We start from the raw sequence: 18,833 nt of genomic DNA on the forward strand, positions 1-18,833 counted from the left end.
CTGTTCCCATGCCGAACACAGAAGTTAAGCTCTTGAGCGCCAATGGTAGTTGGGGGCTGTCCCCCTGCGAGAGTAGGACGTTGCTAGGCATATATAAAGCACAGTTGATTATTCAACTGTGCTTTTTTTATTTTCCAATATTATGCTTTTCTTTTTTGAAATTATGATTAGTTACCCTTGAATTATGATAAAATCTTGTCAAAAAGCTTAATTAACATTCTATTTGTTGTGAGAAAAGATTTAAAGGAATACAGTTATAAATAATAGAATAAAAGCTACAGGGAGGAATTGAAATGACGACTATTTATGATTTTACCGTAGAAAAGACTGATGGAGAACAACAAAGTTTGCAGGATTTTAAAGGACATCTACTATTGATTGTCAATACAGCAAGTAAATGCGGCTTTACACCACAATTTAAAGAATTACAAGAGTTATACGAGAAGTATAAAGATCAGGGATTTACAATTTTAGGATTTCCATGTAGCCAATTCAATAATCAAGAATTTGCTAATATTGATGAAACCTTAGCTTATTGTCAATTGAATTATAATGTTCAATTTCCAATGTTTGCAAAGATAGATGTTAAGGGTGAAAACGCATCACCACTGTTTAAATTTCTTGTTTCAGAAAAGAAAGGATTACTAACAGAAAACATTAAATGGAATTTTACTAAGTTCTTGATTGATAAAAACGGGCATGTTATAGATCGATATGCTCCACAAACTTCACCTTCAAAAATAGAAAATGATATTAAAAACTTATTATAAAGAAAAATCTAAATAATCTTATTTATTTTAGATTCCTTGACAAGTAAACACTTACGTTGTTAATCTTACAATTAATATATTTTTTATAGGAGGAGTTCAAGAAATGTGGGAAACGAAATTTGCCAAAGAAGGTTTAACATTTGATGACGTATTGCTTGTACCAGCACATTCTGAAGTATTGCCGAAAGAAGTAGACTTATCTGTCAGTTTAACGCCCAAAATTAAATTAAATATTCCTATTGTTAGTGCTGGTATGGATACAGTCACAGAAGCATCAATGGCTATAGCAATGGCTCGTCAAGGTGGTCTAGGCATTATTCATAAAAACATGAGCATTGAAGAACAAGCTGAACAAGTTGAAAAAGTTAAACGATCTGAAAATGGTGTAATTACGAATCCGTTTTTCTTAACACCTTCTCACCAAGTATTTGACGCAGAGCATTTAATGGGAAAATATCGTATTTCAGGTGTTCCAATTGTTAACAATGTGGAAGAGCGTAAATTAGTAGGGATTATTACAAACCGTGATTTACGTTTTGTCCAAGATTATTCTACTAAAATTGATGATGTCATGACAAAAGAAGATTTAATCACAGCTCCTGTTGGCACTACACTAGACGAAGCAGAAAAAATGTTGCAACAATACAAAATAGAAAAACTTCCTATCGTTGACGAAAATGGAGTTTTGACAGGATTAATCACTATTAAGGATATTGAGAAAGTGATGGAATACCCAAATGCTGCAAAAGATGAACATGGGCGACTACTTGTTGGTGCTGCTGTAGGTGTAACAAAGGATTCAATGCTTCGTATAAAAAAATTAGTTGAAGCACAAGTTGACGTGATTGTTATTGATACAGCTCATGGCCATTCACAAGGCGTACTAGAGCAAGTGAAGAATATTCGAGCAGCATACCCTGATCTAACCATTGTTGCAGGTAATGTGGCAACTGCTGAAGCTACTAAGGCTCTATACGAAGCCGGTGCAGATGTCGTAAAAGTTGGTATTGGACCAGGATCTATTTGTACTACTCGTGTTGTAGCTGGTGTAGGTGTACCACAAATTACAGCTGTCTATGATTGTGCTACAGAAGCTCGTCGCCAAGGAAAAACAATCATTGCTGATGGTGGTATTAAATATTCAGGTGATATTGTTAAAGCATTGGCAGCTGGTGGACATGCCGTTATGTTAGGTAGCTTGCTAGCGGGGACTTCTGAATCACCTGGAGAAACTGAAATCTTCCAAGGACGTCGCTTCAAAGTGTATCGTGGAATGGGTTCTGTTGCAGCAATGGAAAATGGTTCAAAAGATCGTTACTTCCAAGAAGATGCAAAAAAACTTGTTCCAGAAGGTATTGAAGGTCGTCTACCATATAAAGGCCCTCTAGCTGACACCATTCATCAATTACTTGGTGGTGTTCGTGCAGGTATGGGGTATTGTGGAACGAAAGATCTCCATGATTTACGTGAAAATTCACAGTTTGTTCGAATGACTGGCGCTGGATTAAAGGAAAGTCATCCACATGATGTACAAATTACGAAAGAAGCACCAAACTATTCACTAGCATAAGAATATATCTTTAGCACCCTTTTCGTGATTATTTATGAAGCGGAAAGGGTGTTTTTAATATCTAATGGTTGAAATCTATGATTGTATGTTAAAATGAGCGAGATAAGTCTATACATAAATGGAGGTAGAATGGGTGAAAACATCAAGAAAAAATAAAATTTTTAACATCATGATAGCTGCTGTTCTTATGTTCAGTATGTTGGCAATATTACCAGCAGGCAACACAGCAAGTGCTGCAGATAATTTAGGCTTACCTGTAAAAGGAGCTATTTTAATCGATGCTGATTCAGGTAAAATTTTGTATGAAAAAAATGCTGATCAACCACTTGGAATTGCTAGTATGACTAAAATGCTGACAGAGTATATTTTGTTAGACGCCATTAATGATGGAAAAATCAAATGGGATCAAAAATATAAAGTATCAGAATATGCGTACAAAATTTCACAAGATCGTGCATTAAGTAATGTTCCATTACGTGCAGATGGCGAATATACAATAAAAGAATTATATGAAGCAATGGCTATTTACTCAGCTAATGCTGCTACCATCGCAATTGCCGAAACAATCGCAGGATCTGAAACAGAATTCCTAACATTAATGAACAAAAAAGCAAAAGAATTAGGCTTAGAAGATTATCACTTTGTAAATGCTACAGGACTTAATAATGCACAATTACAAGGAATGCAACCAAAAGGTACGTCAGCTAGTGATGAAAACAAATTACCAGCAAAATCTGTAGCACGCCTTGCCTATCATTTATTGAAAGATCATCCTGAAGTATTGAAAACTTCAAGTATTTCTAGAAAGACATTCCGCGAAGGTACAGATGATGCGATTAAAATGGATAACTGGAACTTTATGCTACCAGGTCTTGTCGCAGAATATAAGGGAGTCGATGGACTTAAAACAGGAACAACAGATTATGCTGGTCAATGTTTTACAGGTACGGCAAAGCGCAATGATACACGATTAATCGCTGTTGTCATGCATGCAGAGGGTGCAGAACATATGGCACGTTTTAATGTTGCTCGTACATTATTTGACTATGGTTTTGGCCAATTTACAACAGAAAAAATTGTGCCTGCAGGTTATACCTTTAAAAGCCAAAAATCAATACCAGTAAAAGATGGAAAAGAAAAAAATGTTAAAATTGCTACAAAAGATGATATCTCTATGATGGTAAAAACAAGTGAAGTCGATGATTATCAAGCAAAACTTGTGTTAACGAAAAAATCATTAAATGCACCTGCCAAAAAGGGAACTGTTGTAGGTCATGTTGAAATCGATAAAAAATCTAGTAAGGATTATGGATTTATTGACAGTTCTGCAAGTGGTGCGGATGTTGTAACTACAGCAACTGCTGAGAAAGCAGGCTGGTTCTCTTTGACATTTAAAAAAATTGGTAAATTTTTTGCTAATTTATTTTAAAAATATAGCATTCAAAAGGATTGATCATGATGTAATGGTCAGTCCTTTTTTCATTTAAAGTACTTAAAACTTGCTGCTCTTTGAAAAATGTTGATCCTATATGAACCTTCTGTAAAATTTCTACTACTTTTCATGAGCGATTACTCCCAATCTATACATCTACAAGTTTTTACGCAAAAAAGCAGAGACAAGCTAAGTAAGGAATAGTTAGATCAGTTTGACTAACATCATACAGTAGGGGATGAAAAAGCATCGTCCTACTACTGCATAGAGTTTCATATGATTGTATGGTTGTTGCTGGTGTTATAGAAGTAATGTTGATCTATTCAAAGTCAATTTTATCATGTGTTAACAGGCAGTAAGATCCCAATAGGTTTAGCGAGAAACGAGAAAGATAAATGTTGATCTTACTGCCGCATGCGCCCGATTGGTTCGGACGGGCAAGATGATGGTCACTCAAGTGTTGCCACAGGACGTGGCGCTTTTCACTTCCGTTCCTTTAGTTCAGCGGGGGATGAAGAAAACCCCCACTGATGGAAGCTTTACTTTATCTGAAAGTGTTTTGGATATTCCAGCAATCCATTAACTTTTGGATATTATTTAAGATGTCGTTTTCTTCTAATCCTCCAAAGCCGAGTAAAAATTGATCTTCTCGATTTTGAATGGTAGGTGCAAGCATATATTCCTTTATGGGTGTAATCCTTATTCCATGTTGTAATGCAATATTACTTAATGTTGAAGCATTCATTTCATGTTTTACAGTCAATACTACGTGCATGCCAGCTTGTTCACCAGAAATCGTCACTGTTGGAGCATAAGGCATAAGTGCATGTGTTAGTTTTTCCAATTTTTTTCGGTAAATTTTTCGCATACGATTTAAATGTTTGGAAAAATAACCGTCTCTCATAAATTGAGCTAAAATATGTTGTTCGAAACGAGGGACAGTGGATGTATAGTATGTGAACATATTATAATATCGAGATAATAATTTTTCTGGTAATACAAAATAGGCGATGCGCAAAGAAGGCATTAGTGATTTAGAAAATGTACTAATATAAATAACTTTATCTCGATGATCCATTCCCTGTAAGGAGGCAATGGGTTTACCAATATAACGGAATTCACTATCGTAATCATCTTCAATAATAAATCTTTGCTCATCTTGTGCCGCCCAATTTAATAGTTGCGCCCGGCGTGATGCAGAAAGGACTGCCCCCGTTGGAAATTGATGAGATGGAGTAACATAAGCGATATTAGCACTTGAGTGTTCCAATTCCTGAATTTGCATGCCATCTTCATCAACATTAATAGGGATTACCTGCTGATTATATTGGCTGAAAATATGATGAGTTTGTGTATAGCCAGGGTTTTCAATAGCATATTGATTTTCTTCCCCTAAAAGCTTCATGATCATGGGAAGAAGCTGTTCAGTACCAGAACCTATGACAATTTGTTCAGGTGAACATAGGACGCCTCTGGATTGATATAGATAGTTTGCAATTTGTTCACGTAATCCAAGTTCACCTTGAGGGGTGCCTGTTAACAACAGATCTTTTTCATGATAATCAATGGCTTCTTTAGCATATTTGCGCCAAGTCGTAAATGGAAAAGACGATGTATCAATTTTTCCAGGATTAAAATCGATTAAAATTTGGGGGGTTAAAGTTTTTTTTATGGCATGATGAGGAAGTGTTTTTTCTACATAAGCGAGTTCCTCAATTGCCTCTACAAAAAAGCCGACACGTGATTTAGAAGTAATATAGCCCTCTGCTATTAATTGTGCATAGGCAAGTTCCACCGTTGTTTGGCTAATGGATAAAAATTCCGAAAGCTTTCTTTTTGAAGGAAGTTTTGTATGAACTGCTATTGTTCCTTCAATAATTCCTTTCTTGATTTCTTCGTAGAGTTGTTCATAAAGCGGGATTTTTGAATCTTTTTCTAATTGAATCATTAGCATATCCATCGTATCACTCCTAACTGACCATCCAAAAAAGTGAATAACTGAATCTTTTTATATGGTCAATTTTCTTTATACTAACATCATACTAGTTTTTAGGAGGGAAAGAAATGGTTATTCATACAGGTACTGAACGAGTTAAAAGAGGCATGGCGGAAATGCAAAAGGGTGGCGTCATTATGGACGTGATTAATGCAGAACAGGCAAAAATTGCCGAAGCTGCGGGTGCTGTTGCGGTAATGGCATTAGAACGCGTACCATCTGATATTCGTGCTGCAGGCGGTGTTGCTCGCATGGCAGATCCGCGTATAGTAGAAGAGGTCATGGCGGCTGTGTCTATTCCAGTGATGGCAAAAGCACGTATAGGGCATATTGTTGAGGCTCGTGTACTTGAATCAATGGGTGTTGATTACATAGATGAAAGTGAAGTATTAACACCAGCAGATGAGGAATTTCACTTATTAAAAAGTGACTATACTGTACCATTTGTTTGTGGCTGTCGGGATTTAGGAGAAGCAGCACGACGTATAGGAGAAGGGGCATCCATGCTACGTACAAAGGGTGAACCTGGAACTGGCAATATCGTTGAAGCCGTAAGACATATACGCAAAGTGAATGCACAAGTACGAAAAGTCGCTCATATGACAAGAGATGAACTAATGACGGAGGCCAAAAACCTAGGAGCACCTTTTGATGTATTGCTTGAAATCAATCGTCTTGGCCGTTTACCAGTTGTTAATTTTGCTGCAGGCGGTGTTGCGACACCAGCTGATGCCGCATTGATGATGGAATTGGGGGCTGACGGCGTATTTGTAGGCTCAGGTATTTTTAAATCTGAAAATCCGGAACAATTTGCTCGCGCTATTGTTGAAGCAACAACAAATTATCAAGATTATAACCTGATTGCTGAAGTGTCTAAAGGGTTGGGAATACCGATGAAAGGGATCGATATTTCAAAACTCGCACCGCAAGACCGTATGCAGGATCGAGGATGGTAGTATGGTAAGAATCGGTGTCTTGGCATTACAGGGAGCTGTTCGTGAGCATATAAAGGCAATAGAAGCAGTAGGGGCAAAAGCTGTATCAGTGAAACATAAGGATGAATTACAAGACTTAGATGGTCTCATTCTGCCTGGTGGGGAAAGCACAACAATGCGAAAGCTAATTGACCGATATGATATGATGCAGGCGTTGCGTATTTTTGCTTCAACTGGTAAACCGATGTTTGGAACATGTGCAGGATTAATTCTCCTTGCAAAGAAGCTTGTTGATGGTGAACCTCATATTGGTGTGATGGATATAGAAGTGAAACGAAACTCGTTTGGACGACAAATCGATAGCTTTGAAGCATTGCTCGATTTAAAGGATATTGGTTCTAATTTTCCAGCAGTTTTTATCCGTGCACCTCATATTGTAAATGTTGGTAAAAATGTAGCTGTTTTAGGCAAGTATGATGGGCGAATAGTACTTGCACGAGATGGTCAATTCCTAGGATGTTCTTTTCATCCAGAACTAACAGAAGATACTCGTATTATGGAATATTTTGTTCATATGGTGAAGAAAAGTAAGCGCTCAATACTTGCGTAACTCCAGAATGTATTGTAAAGTAAGAATAACTTATAATTTAACACGATGATAGGAAGTAGTAGCAAATACGTTTTTTTTAGAGAGTCGTCGGTTGGTGGAAGGCGATAAAGGCGCTTGTGAATCCGTCCTGGAGTTGCTCAGCTGAACGTATAGTAAGTTGTAGCCGGTTTTTAAAGCCGTTATGAAACAAGTGGATTAGACAATTGTCTATTCAATTAGGGTGGTAACGCGGGTATGCTCTCGTCCCTTTTAAGGGGATGAGAGTTTTTTTGCGTCTACTTTCCTATTTTAATAAGAAACTACTTTTCTAAAATCGAATATACAATCGGAGGAATTGATTATGTTAGACATTAAACGTGTCCGTGCAAACTTTACAGAAATAAAAGAAAAACTCGCACATCGTAATGAAGATCTTGGCACAATTGATCACTTTGAAGAATGGGATCAACAACGCCGTGATTTGATTGCTAAAACGGAAGTATTGAAGGCAGAACGTAACAAAGCTTCTGAAGCAATTGCCCAAAAGAAAAGAAATAAGGAAAATGCAGATGCAGAAATCGCTCATATGCGTGAAGTTGGCGATGAGATCAAACAACTAGATGCTGAGTTAAATGATGTTGAAGCTAAATTCAAGGATATGATGATGCGTTTACCAAATATCCCACATGAAAGCGTCCCTGTTGGGGATTCAGAAGATGACAACGAAGAAGTATACAAATGGGGAGAAGTTCCAACATTTGACTTTGATATTAAACCACATTGGGATCTTGGCACAGATCTTGACATTATTGATTTTGAACGCGCTGGTAAAGTGACTGGTAGCCGATTTGTCTTTTATCATGGTTTAGGCGCCCGTCTTGAACGTGCACTTTGGAACTTTATGATGGATTTGCACGCTGACAAACATGGCTACGAAGAAATGCTTCCTCCATACATGGCAAACCGCGCTAGCTTAACGGGTACTGGTCAACTTCCAAAATTTGCGGAAGATGCATTTTTAGTTGAAAAACCAGATTATTTTTTAATCCCAACTGCTGAAGTACCAGTAACAAACTATTATCGTGACGAAATAATTGATGGAGCAAAACTACCTCAAGCTTTTACGGCATTTAGTGCATGTTTCCGTTCAGAAGCAGGTTCTGCAGGGCGCGATACACGTGGGTTAATCCGTCAACATCAATTTAATAAAGTAGAGTTAGTACGTTTTGTAAAACCGGAAGATTCTTATGATGAATTAGAAAAACTAACGGGGCATGCGGAAGAGGTCCTTCAATTATTAAACTTACCTTATCGCAAGATCAAAATGTGTACAGCAGATCTTGGATTTACAGCAGCTAAGAAATATGATTTAGAAGTTTGGATCCCAGCGCAAAATATGTATCGAGAAATTTCTTCTTGTTCTAACTTTGAAGATTTCCAAGCTCGTCGTGCGAATATTCGTTTCCGCCGTGAACCGGGTGCAAAACCTGAGTATGTTCACACATTAAATGGATCAGGTCTTGCTATCGGTCGTACTGTAGCGGCTATTTTAGAAAATTATCAACAAGCTGATGGAAGCGTGAAAATTCCTCAAGTATTAGTACCGTATATGGGCGGCGTTGAAGTGATTCAAGCCCCTGCTAAATAATAGGTAAGAAAAGGCTAAGACTATCATAAGCGAATCATCTTATGATAGTCCTTTTTTATCCCGCTTTAACGGGCAGTAAGACCCCCATTTCAAGATTTAGAGAGAAACGAGAAAGAAAGATAAGGGATGAACTGTCGCATGCGTCCGATTAGTTTGGACCAACAAGATGTTGGTCCCTCAGGTGTTGCTACAGGACGTGGCGCTTTTCACTTACGTTCCTCTAGCTCAGTGGGGGATGAAGAAAACCCCACTCACTGATGGAAGCTTCATTTTATTTAACGAGGCTGGACATAGAATAGAATTTTATCTTAATCATACGAAAAAGCAAAGGACTGTATGCAGCTAAATGATTTTTGGTAGGCTTAGTATTTTTTATGGTTAAATGTACAAAAATGTATCTTTTTTCTCGTCTCATATGATTTGTTCTTTTGTTCTATGAAAGAAGGTTCCTGTATTTTTACTTTAACAGGTGTGTTGATTAAGGAGAAATCAGAATAAATGTGGCAGCATAAACGTAAAAAATCAGCAATTAAACTATATTTCGTGGAGATAATCAACACGCCTGATATATATTTTTAAATTATTTTTCACGAAGTTTACGGATCTTTTTTTCTTCCTTTTTCCGTATACGTAATGTTTTAAAAAAATTAGTTAGCAGGGCACTACATTCTTCTGCCATGACCCCTTCTATTACCTCGCATTCATGATTGAAGCGACTGTCATTCAAGAGATGATAGAGTGAGTCTACACAGCCAGCTTTGCGATCACGGGCACCATAAACCACGCGTGGAATACGGGATTGTAAAATAGCACCCGCGCACATGGGACAAGGCTCTAACGTCACATATAGCGTTGTTTCCTCTAAACGCCAGCTTCCTATCACATCACAGGCATGTTGAATAGCCATAAGTTCTGCGTGAGTGATCGCATTTTGAGAAGTTTCGCGCAAATTATGGGCACGGGCAATTACACGATCTTGATAGACAATAATTGCACCAATAGGAACTTCTCCAAGTGCAGCAGCATATTGTGCTTCTTCAATTGCAAGTTGCATAAATTGATGATCTTTGTTCATTTAGACACTCTCCTTGTCAAATAGTTTAGCATGATTTACAAGTTAACAGCATATGATTAGTCATCATGAAGAAATAGAGGAGGATTTCTTTGATATATGTTGTAAAACAAGGAGATAGTTTATATAAAATTGCAAGAGATCATCATACAACAAGTGCAACCATTGTCGCACTAAATGAACTGTTAAATCCAGATGTATTAGTTGTAGGACAAACGCTTGTTTTACCTGAAACGCCAAATCCAAATCGCCCAACAATCAGTACTAACGCATATGCAGAATGGTATACAGATAATGTGCCGCCACGTCTTTCTCAAGAATTAACCAAAAGAGCTCCCTTGCTTACTTATATGATGCCGTTTGCATATGAAGTAAAAAGGGATGGGACATTGACCCCTCTCAATTGGGGAGATTTAGGAGAAATAGCAACAGCAAATAGAACGGCTTCCGCAGTTGTATTGACGAATATTGAAAATGGTGCTTTTAGTGATACGCTAGCGCACGAAATTTTTATGGATGCCAATCTGCAAGATTTAATTATCGGAGCAGCTATACAAGAGGCAAAAAAACATGGGGCAAAGGATATTCATGTGGATTTTGAATATTTACCTCCAGAAGATAAAGAGCGGTATGTAGAGTTTTTAAAGAAACTGGTTTCAAAGGCGCATCCAGAAGGCTTAACAGTATCCGCGGCACTTGCTCCGAAAACAAGTGCCGACCAACCTGGAAAATGGTATGAAGGGCATGATTATAAAGGCATTGGAGAAGCTGTAGACTTTGTTGTGGTGATGACATATGAATGGGGATATAGTGGTGGTCCGCCAATGGCTGTATCACCAATTGGCCCAGTAAGGCAAGTATTGGAATATGCGATTACGGAGATCCCAGCTTCAAAGGTCATGATGGGACAAAACTTATACGGCTATGATTGGAGATTACCCTACAAAGAAAGCAACCCCAATGCAATCGGAGTTAGCCCACAATATGCGATTGAACTTGCTAAACAAAATAATGCTGCAATCTCATACGATGAAATTGCGCAAGCTCCATATTTTCATTATTGGAAAGATGGTGTTGAACATGTTGTTTGGTTTGAAGATGCAAGATCAATTGAAGCAAAATTTAAATTGATACAAGAATTAGGCTTAAAGGGTATCGCTTACTGGCATCTGGGTTTTTCATTCCCACAAAATTGGGCACTCTTACAACAAATGTTTCATGTGGAACATATCCTATAATTTTAAAGTATGAAAGAGTCTTGATAAGTTATCATCAAGGCTTTTTGTTTTGTAGAGAAAAATGTGTGAAAAATCATTATTAGCGTTTGTAGCTCTCCACTCGGAACGAAAAGCAATTTATGTATAGGTTGGAATCAATTGCTCACGAAAGTTTCCTTTTAGAACAAATTTTTTGATAGATGCTGTCGTTATAGAAGTGCTAATCATCGAAAGGTTTTTCTGCTGTCTATCACTTTTCTATTGTGATAGAATGATAGTCATTGATTAAAAATAAACGAGGGGGAAACTTCTGATGCCTGTTCCGTTTATGACAATAGAAGGACCTATTGGTGCTGGAAAAACGTCGCTTTCTAAAATAATTTCCGAAACTTTTGATTTGCATTTATTGAAGGAAATTGTAGATGAAAACCCATTTTTGGATAAGTTTTATGAAGATATCGATGAATGGAGTTTCCAAACAGAAATGTTCTTCTTATGCAATCGTTATAAACAATTAAACGATATTGAAAGAAATATGTTAGCTAATGACCAACCAGTAGTAGCTGATTATCACATCTTTAAAAACTTGATTTTTGCTAAACGTACATTACAGCCATCAGAGTTTTATAAATACGTAGAAATTTATCAGATTTTAACCAAAGATATGATTAGACCTAATATAGTCGTTTATTTATATGCAAGTGTAGATACATTGATGAAGAGGATCACGATGAGAGGTCGGGAATTTGAAAAAGCCATCTCTAAAAGTTATATAGAACAATTAGTGGCAGATTATCATGAATTCATTCATGTTTTTGAAGACAAAAATCCAGATATTCCTGTTATTCATATTAATGGTGATGAGTTAGACTTTGTACATCGCGCAACAGATTTACAGAAAGTCTTGTATGCAGTAGAAGAAACGTTAGAAAAAAGGGGCTTTAAGGCATGAATTTAAGAGAAAAATATGGCATTCCATCAAATGCTATTATCACCATTGCAGGAACAGTGGGAGTAGGAAAATCTACAATGACCAATGCGCTAGCAAAAGCATTGAACTTTCGTACATCATTTGAGAAAGTAGATGCAAATCCGTATTTAGATAAATTCTATGATGATTTTGGTAAATGGAGCTTTCACTTGCAAATTTATTTTCTTGCTGAACGTTTTAAGGAACAAAAACGTATTTTTGAATATGGTGGAGGCTTTATCCAAGATCGTTCTATTTATGAGGATACAGGTATTTTTGCTAAAATGCATTACGATAAAGGAACAATGAGTGCTATTGATTATGAAACTTATACAAATTTATTCGATGCAATGGTCATGACACCCTATTTTCCACATCCAGATTTACTGATTTATCTGGAAGGTCCAGCTGAGGATATAATTGGTCGCATTGCAGAACGTGGGCGTTCAATGGAACAACAAATAGATAAAGAATATTGGTATGAAATGCATAAGCGCTATGAAGAGTGGATCAATCATTTCAATGCCTGCCCAGTTTTTCGTTTAAATATAAATGACTATGATTTACTGGAGAATCCTGAGGCAATTGAAGATATTTTAAAACAAATCGGTCATTTTATGAAACAAAAATCTCAGTTAAGCCGAAGATAAAATAGTAAGAAGCAGTATTTTTGTGTGAAAGGCTATTTCCTATATACGATCGAGTACCTTTGGTTGTTCTAATGATATTATCGGTAGTCATATACATTTAATATTCAGCACTAAATAATATTCAAGTGATAGGACATATTAGTATTTATATGTCCTATAGTTGGGAAATCTATTATTGTCATTGCATTCATTAGTATTAGGATAACTATGGAGAATAAATGGATATGGAGGATATTATGCGTGTAGGGATTTATTGTGGTTCGAAAATAGGGAATAACCCGATATATGCAGAAAAGGCAGAAGAGCTTGGCACTTTTTTAGCTAAGCATCATATAGGTATTGTATATGGCGGATCTAATCAAGGACTAATGGGGAAAGTGGCGGATGCAGTACTTGCAAATAATGGAGATGTTGTTGGGGTCATGCCAACATTTTTGCAATGGAAAGAAGTCACTCATGAACATATTACAGAGTTACATCATGTCAATACAATGCATGAACGCAAAGGCAAAATGCTTGAGCTTGCAGATTTTTTAATTGCTTTACCAGGTGGAGCAGGAACTATGGATGAATTTTTTGATGTGGTGACACTGTCCCAAATTGGGAAACATCAAAAGCCAATATGTCTATATAATATAAACGAATACTACCGATTACTGAAATCACAGCTGGAGTTTATGGTAAAAGAGGGTTTTATGCTAGAGGAACAATATAAGAAAATATTCATTGTTCAAAATCCTGAAGAATTGTTTCAAATCATTAAACAAAATACAACGAATATGACTATATAAAAGGGAGTGACTCCAGCATGAATGGGTCGCTCCCTTTTATATAGAAATTCAGGTAATAAAATTAAAAACAAATTATATGATTCGTGCTAAAATTTAAATTTACACAAAAAAATCGTTGCAACTTTGCAACGAATACAATTCAATATATATTAGATTTTAAAAATAAATGGAGGAGGAAGAGGGATTCGAACCCCCGCGCGGTTTGACCCGCCTGTCGGTTTTCAAGACCGATCCCTTCAGCCAGACTTGGGTATTCCTCCAAAATGCGTTTCTGTTTTACTGACAGATTATACTTTATCATCATTATTTTTATTCGTCAACTGTTTTTATAAAAAATCTATACTATTTTTGATACAGAAGATTTTTGATTGGTTTAATAAGTTGCGGGGAAAATTCGTGATACTATAGGAATATACTTCAATTTTCAATCATTTAGCATTAAAATTTTATAATAACTTTATCTCGATTTTTATAATTTTTGAATCCATGCTAAAAAAACAAAGACCGTTTTGGTAAAATAAAGAAAACAATATTGCATGATAATTGAGTTTATGAGAAAAGTGATAAGTAATATTTTTAAGAAGAAACGAAAATTAACGGGATGTTTATTATATTAAATTATAGTTAGAATGAATGAGAAGTCATAAATTTAACCTAATTAATAGGATGCTAAACAGATTCATTTGTTTTAAAATAGTCATAGTACTTTGTTTCTTTCCTGGAATTGGAGATTGTTTAATCCATTATTACAACCCAAATGGTCCATTTTTATCAAGTTGAAATTTGTGAAGATAAATAGATTAGAAAATTTCAAAATTTTATTATTTTTAAGAATTTTTTTGAAGAGATCAATATTGTCCATTCTAAACGTATGATTTAGAATGGAAGGGTCAAAGTGAAGAAAAGTTCTCAATATTTAGCATCTAGTACAAGAGTATCAAACACAAATTTTATATATATTTACATAATATTTGAGCTTTTAATTGATCCAAAAACGAATATAGATTTCAGAATAAAAGTTTTATAAATTAAGGAGATTACTGAATGGAAACCCTAAATAAAACAGTTTTAAAATCAATGACAATTTTAAAATTATTTTTAGAATATGAGAAATTAAATTTGAATCAAATGATAGAATTGACCAATCTGCCAAAGACATCTGTTTATCGAATGGTCTCTTCACTTGAAGTAATTGGATTTTTGAATAAAGATGATAATGGATTTTATAAACTTGGTTTAATCTTTTTGCAGTTTGGCGAATTAGTTTCAGAAAGATTAGATTTGAGAAAAATTGCTTTTCCTATATTAGAAAAATTACGAGATGAAGTTGATGAAGCTGTTAACCTTTCTAGTAAAGATGGTACGGAATCTGTTTATATTGAAAAATTAGATACGAATCATCCTGTTAGACTATATACAAGAATCGGCAGACGTTCACCATTATATGTGGGGGCGTGTTCTAGAATTATTTTGGCTTATTTGACTGAAAAAGAACAGGAAAAATATCTTGAAGAAACAAAACTAAAATCTTTTTGTTCAGGCACAATTACTGATAAAGAAGAATTAAAAAAAATACTGGTTCAATCCTATAAAGACGGTTACACGATTAGCCATTCGGAACTTGCAGAACAAACTTTTGAAATTGCAGCTCCTATATTTGATCATACAGGAAAAGTATTAGCGAGTTTAAGCATTGCAGGTGCGGAGTCAAGACTACTGAAAGATGATATGGATTTTTTAATTAGTAAGGTTGTAGCTGCTGGCATGGAAATTTCTTGTGAATTAGGATATAAGAAAGAAGTATCTAACTCTATAAAATAAAACTTCCCAAAAAGGGATTCTTTACACTTGCTACTGCAATTAGTTTTTTACAAGTAAATGATTTACAATGGTTCTTTACTTGTTACTCGAGTCTTTGAGGATTTTACTGCTCATTAATATGTGAGAAAATAAATCATTGGAAAAGCAACCTTTCTTTAAAATGAACAGCACTCTGTAAATATTAGATACCAATTTAATATTTACGAGGCTGCTCAAAAGGAAAAGATTACTTTTTAATTATTTTTGTGTTTTTGAGAAAGTTATATGATAGTCTAAATGGATTTTTTCCTTCGTTTGTGGATTTATTATTTCAGCTCTAAATCGATCTCCATATATAAAATCTCCATTGATGATCGGTAATGTGCCACAGAACAATACAGTATTTTCTAAATCATATCCCCTATTAGTCAATATATTTAACAAATCTGTTGGGTGGAGAAGGTTTTCTAATGTCCCTTCCTGATAAATTTCCTCTTTACCATCAATAGTTACCCAGCTTTTTATTTTTAATGTATCCCATATCTCAGAAACACTTGATAGATTCCAGTATTCTTTTGAAATAGGCTTTGCACAGACTTGTTTTGATTTTGCGAATGAAACTTTTTCAAGTTCACGATCTGTATGATCGCTCCCTAGCCCAACATACCATTCATCTCCAATATGTAGTAAAATGTATTCGATTTCCCCACTACTTTCTTGATTAATTGCGAAAATTTCCGATTTGGTTGTTAACAAAGAAGGAGATAAGTGATAGATTGCAGGTACTTCATCGGGTTCAGGTATACCAATTTCTTTTAACTCTTGGATATGTGCTTTGATTTCTTCTTGATTTCGGCCAGTAAAGCCAGCGATTAGGAGTTTATTAGGTATCCAATCTATTGTTTTGTTATTAATTTTAATTTCCATTATGATCACCTCTTTAATCAATAGGAACAATATGTTTTATTTGAGGGAATTCTTCACGTATTTGAGCAACTTTTGATGTATCTATATCAAAATATAGAATATCCTCATTTGCTTGTGCATATTTTTCTACAATTCCTAGGGGATTGACAATACTACTATGTCCGCCTAATTGGACTTTCCTTGTGGTACCGACACAATTGCAGGAGATTAAGTAACATTGATTTTCCAGCGCTCTTGCTTGATTGAAAATTTTCCAATGATCAATACGAGATAAAGGCCAAGCGGATGTAATCAAGAAGATTTGGGCACCTAATTCTAGTTCTTTTCTAAATAGTTCAGGGAATCTTAAATCATAGCAAGTTGCTAATCCTATTTTTCCAAACTCTGTATCGACGACAGTAGTTTTTTTCCCACGAGTAAGTAATTTCCCCTCCAAAGAACCATAGCGAAATAGATGTATTTTTCGATAAACACCAGTTAATGCGCCATTTCTATCAAAAAATACACTTGTATTAAAATATTCCCCTCCTTTCAGTTCAACAAAACTTCCAGCGTAAAGATAAGCATTTAATTTTTTAGCCATGTTTGAATAGTGTGTAACAAATTCCCCATCAATTGATTGCGCTTCACATACATAATGATCGAAAGAAAAATAGCCCGTCATCCACATTTCAGGCAATAGAATTAAATCACATACCTTCATGTTCTCTAACAATGCATCTACTCTTTGTAGACGTTGTTTTGGACTTTCATCATCATTTATTTCTAGTTGTATAATCCCAACTTTCATTGTGATACCTCCTAATTCTAAAATTTACTGAAACTTCAGTTTTTTTAATAGCATTCACTATAATAGATAAATTGATACATGTCAAATAACATAACATTATTTTGTTATTTAAATTTACAAAATTTTAAAAGAGGTTGCAATGGATGTAGAAACGGTATTATAATTTTAATATCAATATTAGGAACTGTGATTCCAAAAAATGAAACAAAGGAGGATGATAACTTTTGATTGATATAAAAGATGTATCCAAGGCTAGAGAAAGAATTCGGAATATTGTAAAAAAGACACCAATAATTACTTCTTTGGAGTTATCTCGAACATGTGGTAATAATGTTTATTTAAAGGCTGAGCATTTACAAAAAACAGGCTCATTTAAAATACGTGGAGCCAGTAATAAGGTGCTTGCTATTTTAGAAAATCGAGCGATGAAATTTGTCACAGCGGCATCTTCTGGTAACCATGGTCAAGCAGTTGCCTATGTTACGCAACATCTTCATATTCCATCAATTATTGTGGTGCCTATAGACGCTAAACAGTGTAAATTGAACGCTATTAGAGCCTATAACGGAAAAATAGAATTTTGCGGAACTACATCTAGTGAACGTATTGAAAAAGCTATAAAATTGGCACAGCAAGGAAATGGAGAATTTATTCCTCCTTATGATGATGAAGAGATTATAGCTGGGCAAGGGACGATCGGGTTAGAATTATTGGAGCAAATTTCCAACATTGATATTGTAGTGATTCCAATTGGAGGTGGCGGTTTAATTTCAGGTAATTTAATTGCTTTGAAATCGTTAAATCCAAAAATTAAAGTGATTGGTGTAGAACCAGCTATCGCAAACGATACCTATTTATCTTTCAAAAATAAAAAAATCACATCTATTCCAAGCACTACAACGATTGCAGATGGATTGCGTGCCCTGAAGCCAGGTAATCTTACATTTGAAATTATGAGCAAATATTTAGATGATGTGGTATTAGTCTCTGAATTGGAAATTAAACAGACATTAAAATTTGTATATGAACGAACAAAACAATTGATAGAACCCTCGTCAGCTACAGTAATTGCTGCGGTAATGTTCAAAAAATTTCCAGCCGAGCAATTGAATATCGCGTGTATCGTGTCTGGTGGAAATAGTGATCTTAAAGAAATATTAGAATTAGTATATAAAGATGAAAAAGAAGAAGGTGCATGAAAATGTCGATTATCGAAAGTAAATTAGAAAAATTAGGTTACCAGTTGCCAGCTGCTAAATCTCCTCTTTTTTCTTATGTACCTATTGTTCAATATGAAAATCTATTATTTATAAGCGGGCAATTGCCTAGAGTAGACGGTACGTTAAAATGGAAAGGAAAAGTTGGAAAAGATTTCACCATTGAACAAGCGCAAGAAATAAGTCGTATATGTATAATCAACAGTTTGTCACAAATAAAGCAATTTACAAATAATCTTGATGTAATTGAAAAGGTCGTTCAGTTAAGAGGATTTGTTAATTCATATAGCAGATTTAATCAACAACCAAGAGTTATAGATGGAGCATCCAACTTGCTAGAGGAATTATTAGGAGAAAAAGGAAAACACTCTAGAACTGCTATAGGTGTCAGTGAATTACCGCAAGATAGTCCAGTTGAAATCGAATTAATTGTTCAAATTAAAGAAAGTGGTGATTAGA

Annotated in this window: 17 protein-coding genes, 1 tRNA gene, 1 rRNA gene and 1 other annotated feature; of the genes, 14 read left to right on the top strand and 5 right to left on the bottom strand. The window is 35.3% G+C overall.

The annotated features are described in order from the left end of the window. The 4 genes from rrf to FEZ13_RS18915 form a co-directional block, all read left to right on the top strand. Positions 1 to 89: ribosomal RNA gene (rrf, locus tag FEZ13_RS18900) — 5S ribosomal RNA — on the top strand; the annotation flags it as partial. A gap of 204 nt (positions 90 to 293) precedes the next feature. Next, entirely contained in the window at positions 294 to 770 is a 477-nt protein-coding gene (locus tag FEZ13_RS18905; protein ID WP_146553937.1) for a glutathione peroxidase, read from the top strand. Positions 771 to 873: 103 nt separating this feature from the next. Beyond that, positions 874 to 2,340, top strand: a complete 1,467-nt coding sequence (gene guaB, locus FEZ13_RS18910) for an IMP dehydrogenase (RefSeq protein ID WP_146553938.1) — start codon at positions 874 to 876, stop codon at positions 2,338 to 2,340. Between the two features lie 133 nt (positions 2,341 to 2,473). Continuing rightward, entirely contained in the window at positions 2,474 to 3,769 is a 1,296-nt protein-coding gene (locus tag FEZ13_RS18915) for a D-alanyl-D-alanine carboxypeptidase family protein (protein WP_146553939.1), read from the top strand. Between the two features lie 547 nt (positions 3,770 to 4,316). Here the strand turns inward: FEZ13_RS18915 and pdxR are convergent. Continuing rightward, on the bottom strand, positions 4,317 to 5,732 hold the full coding sequence (pdxR, locus tag FEZ13_RS18920) for a MocR-like pyridoxine biosynthesis transcription factor PdxR (RefSeq protein WP_146553940.1): 1,416 nt from the start codon (positions 5,730 to 5,732) through the stop codon (positions 4,317 to 4,319). 104 nt (positions 5,733 to 5,836) lie between these two features. Here pdxR and pdxS point away from each other — a divergent pair, with 104 nt between their 5' ends. The 3 genes from pdxS to serS all read left to right on the top strand — a co-directional run bounded on the left by pdxS (position 5,837) and on the right by serS (position 8,940). Continuing rightward, on the top strand, positions 5,837 to 6,724 hold the full coding sequence (gene pdxS / locus FEZ13_RS18925) for a pyridoxal 5'-phosphate synthase lyase subunit PdxS (RefSeq protein ID WP_186725988.1): 888 nt from the start codon (positions 5,837 to 5,839) through the stop codon (positions 6,722 to 6,724). A 1-nt stretch (position 6,725) separates the two neighbouring features. Then, positions 6,726 to 7,313: a pyridoxal 5'-phosphate synthase glutaminase subunit PdxT gene (gene pdxT, locus FEZ13_RS18930; RefSeq protein ID WP_146553941.1), complete on the top strand. Its 588-nt coding sequence runs from the start codon at positions 6,726 to 6,728 to the stop codon at positions 7,311 to 7,313. 36 nt (positions 7,314 to 7,349) lie between these two features. Beyond that, positions 7,350 to 7,564 (top strand) — a binding site (T-box leader). A gap of 89 nt (positions 7,565 to 7,653) precedes the next feature. Further along, the gene (gene serS, locus FEZ13_RS18935) at positions 7,654 to 8,940 is read left to right on the top strand and encodes a serine--tRNA ligase (RefSeq protein WP_146553942.1); all 1,287 of its coding nucleotides are present in this window, start codon (positions 7,654 to 7,656) and stop codon (positions 8,938 to 8,940) included. Positions 8,941 to 9,520: 580 nt separating this feature from the next. Here the strand turns inward: serS and tadA are convergent. Beyond that, positions 9,521 to 10,015, bottom strand: coding sequence for a tRNA adenosine(34) deaminase TadA (tadA, locus tag FEZ13_RS18940; RefSeq protein ID WP_146553943.1), 495 nt, complete (start codon positions 10,013 to 10,015; stop codon positions 9,521 to 9,523). 89 nt (positions 10,016 to 10,104) lie between these two features. Between tadA and FEZ13_RS18945 the strand changes: the two genes are divergently transcribed. The 4 genes from FEZ13_RS18945 (at position 10,105) to FEZ13_RS18960 (ending at position 13,640) form a co-directional block, all read left to right on the top strand. After that, positions 10,105 to 11,250: a glycosyl hydrolase family 18 protein gene (locus FEZ13_RS18945; protein ID WP_146550408.1), complete on the top strand. Its 1,146-nt coding sequence runs from the start codon at positions 10,105 to 10,107 to the stop codon at positions 11,248 to 11,250. A 292-nt stretch (positions 11,251 to 11,542) separates the two neighbouring features. Next, positions 11,543 to 12,181, top strand: coding sequence for a deoxynucleoside kinase (locus FEZ13_RS18950; RefSeq protein WP_146550407.1), 639 nt, complete (start codon positions 11,543 to 11,545; stop codon positions 12,179 to 12,181). Next, positions 12,178 to 12,849 (top strand): deoxynucleoside kinase, encoded by a 672-nt coding sequence (locus tag FEZ13_RS18955; protein ID WP_146553944.1) that lies wholly within the window; start codon positions 12,178 to 12,180, stop codon positions 12,847 to 12,849. Before FEZ13_RS18950 ends, FEZ13_RS18955 begins: the two co-directional genes overlap by 4 nt. Positions 12,850 to 13,073: 224 nt before the next feature. Beyond that, positions 13,074 to 13,640 carry an LOG family protein gene (locus FEZ13_RS18960; RefSeq protein ID WP_255473251.1) on the top strand — a complete coding sequence of 189 codons (567 nt, stop codon included), beginning with the start codon at positions 13,074 to 13,076 and terminating at the stop codon, positions 13,638 to 13,640. A gap of 167 nt (positions 13,641 to 13,807) precedes the next feature. On the opposite strand, the gene FEZ13_RS18965 is transcribed toward FEZ13_RS18960, so the two are convergent. Further along, positions 13,808 to 13,900 (bottom strand) — tRNA-Ser (locus tag FEZ13_RS18965). 784 nt (positions 13,901 to 14,684) lie between these two features. Between FEZ13_RS18965 and FEZ13_RS18970 the strand changes: the two genes are divergently transcribed. Beyond that, complete coding sequence (locus tag FEZ13_RS18970) at positions 14,685 to 15,461, top strand: IclR family transcriptional regulator (RefSeq protein ID WP_146553945.1); 777 nt, start codon at positions 14,685 to 14,687, stop codon at positions 15,459 to 15,461. Positions 15,462 to 15,698: 237 nt separating this feature from the next. On the opposite strand, the gene FEZ13_RS18975 is transcribed toward FEZ13_RS18970, so the two are convergent. Both FEZ13_RS18975 and FEZ13_RS18980 read right to left on the bottom strand, forming a co-directional pair. Then, the gene (locus tag FEZ13_RS18975) at positions 15,699 to 16,367 is read right to left on the bottom strand and encodes a DUF2848 family protein (RefSeq protein WP_146550404.1); all 669 of its coding nucleotides are present in this window, start codon (positions 16,365 to 16,367) and stop codon (positions 15,699 to 15,701) included. A gap of 13 nt (positions 16,368 to 16,380) precedes the next feature. Beyond that, positions 16,381 to 17,157 (bottom strand): carbon-nitrogen family hydrolase, encoded by a 777-nt coding sequence (locus FEZ13_RS18980; RefSeq protein WP_146553946.1) that lies wholly within the window; start codon positions 17,155 to 17,157, stop codon positions 16,381 to 16,383. A gap of 224 nt (positions 17,158 to 17,381) precedes the next feature. Here FEZ13_RS18980 and FEZ13_RS18985 point away from each other — a divergent pair, with 224 nt between their 5' ends. Next, positions 17,382 to 18,356 (top strand): threonine ammonia-lyase, encoded by a 975-nt coding sequence (locus FEZ13_RS18985; protein WP_146553947.1) that lies wholly within the window; start codon positions 17,382 to 17,384, stop codon positions 18,354 to 18,356. 2 nt (positions 18,357 to 18,358) lie between these two features. Further along, a complete protein-coding gene (locus tag FEZ13_RS18990; RefSeq protein WP_146553948.1) occupies positions 18,359 to 18,832 on the top strand; it encodes a RidA family protein in 474 nt (157 codons plus the stop codon). Position 18,833 lies beyond the last annotated feature (1 nt).

Source organism: Rummeliibacillus sp. SL167 (assembly GCF_007896505.1).
GTDB lineage: Bacteria > Bacillota > Bacilli > Bacillales_A > Planococcaceae > Rummeliibacillus > Rummeliibacillus suwonensis.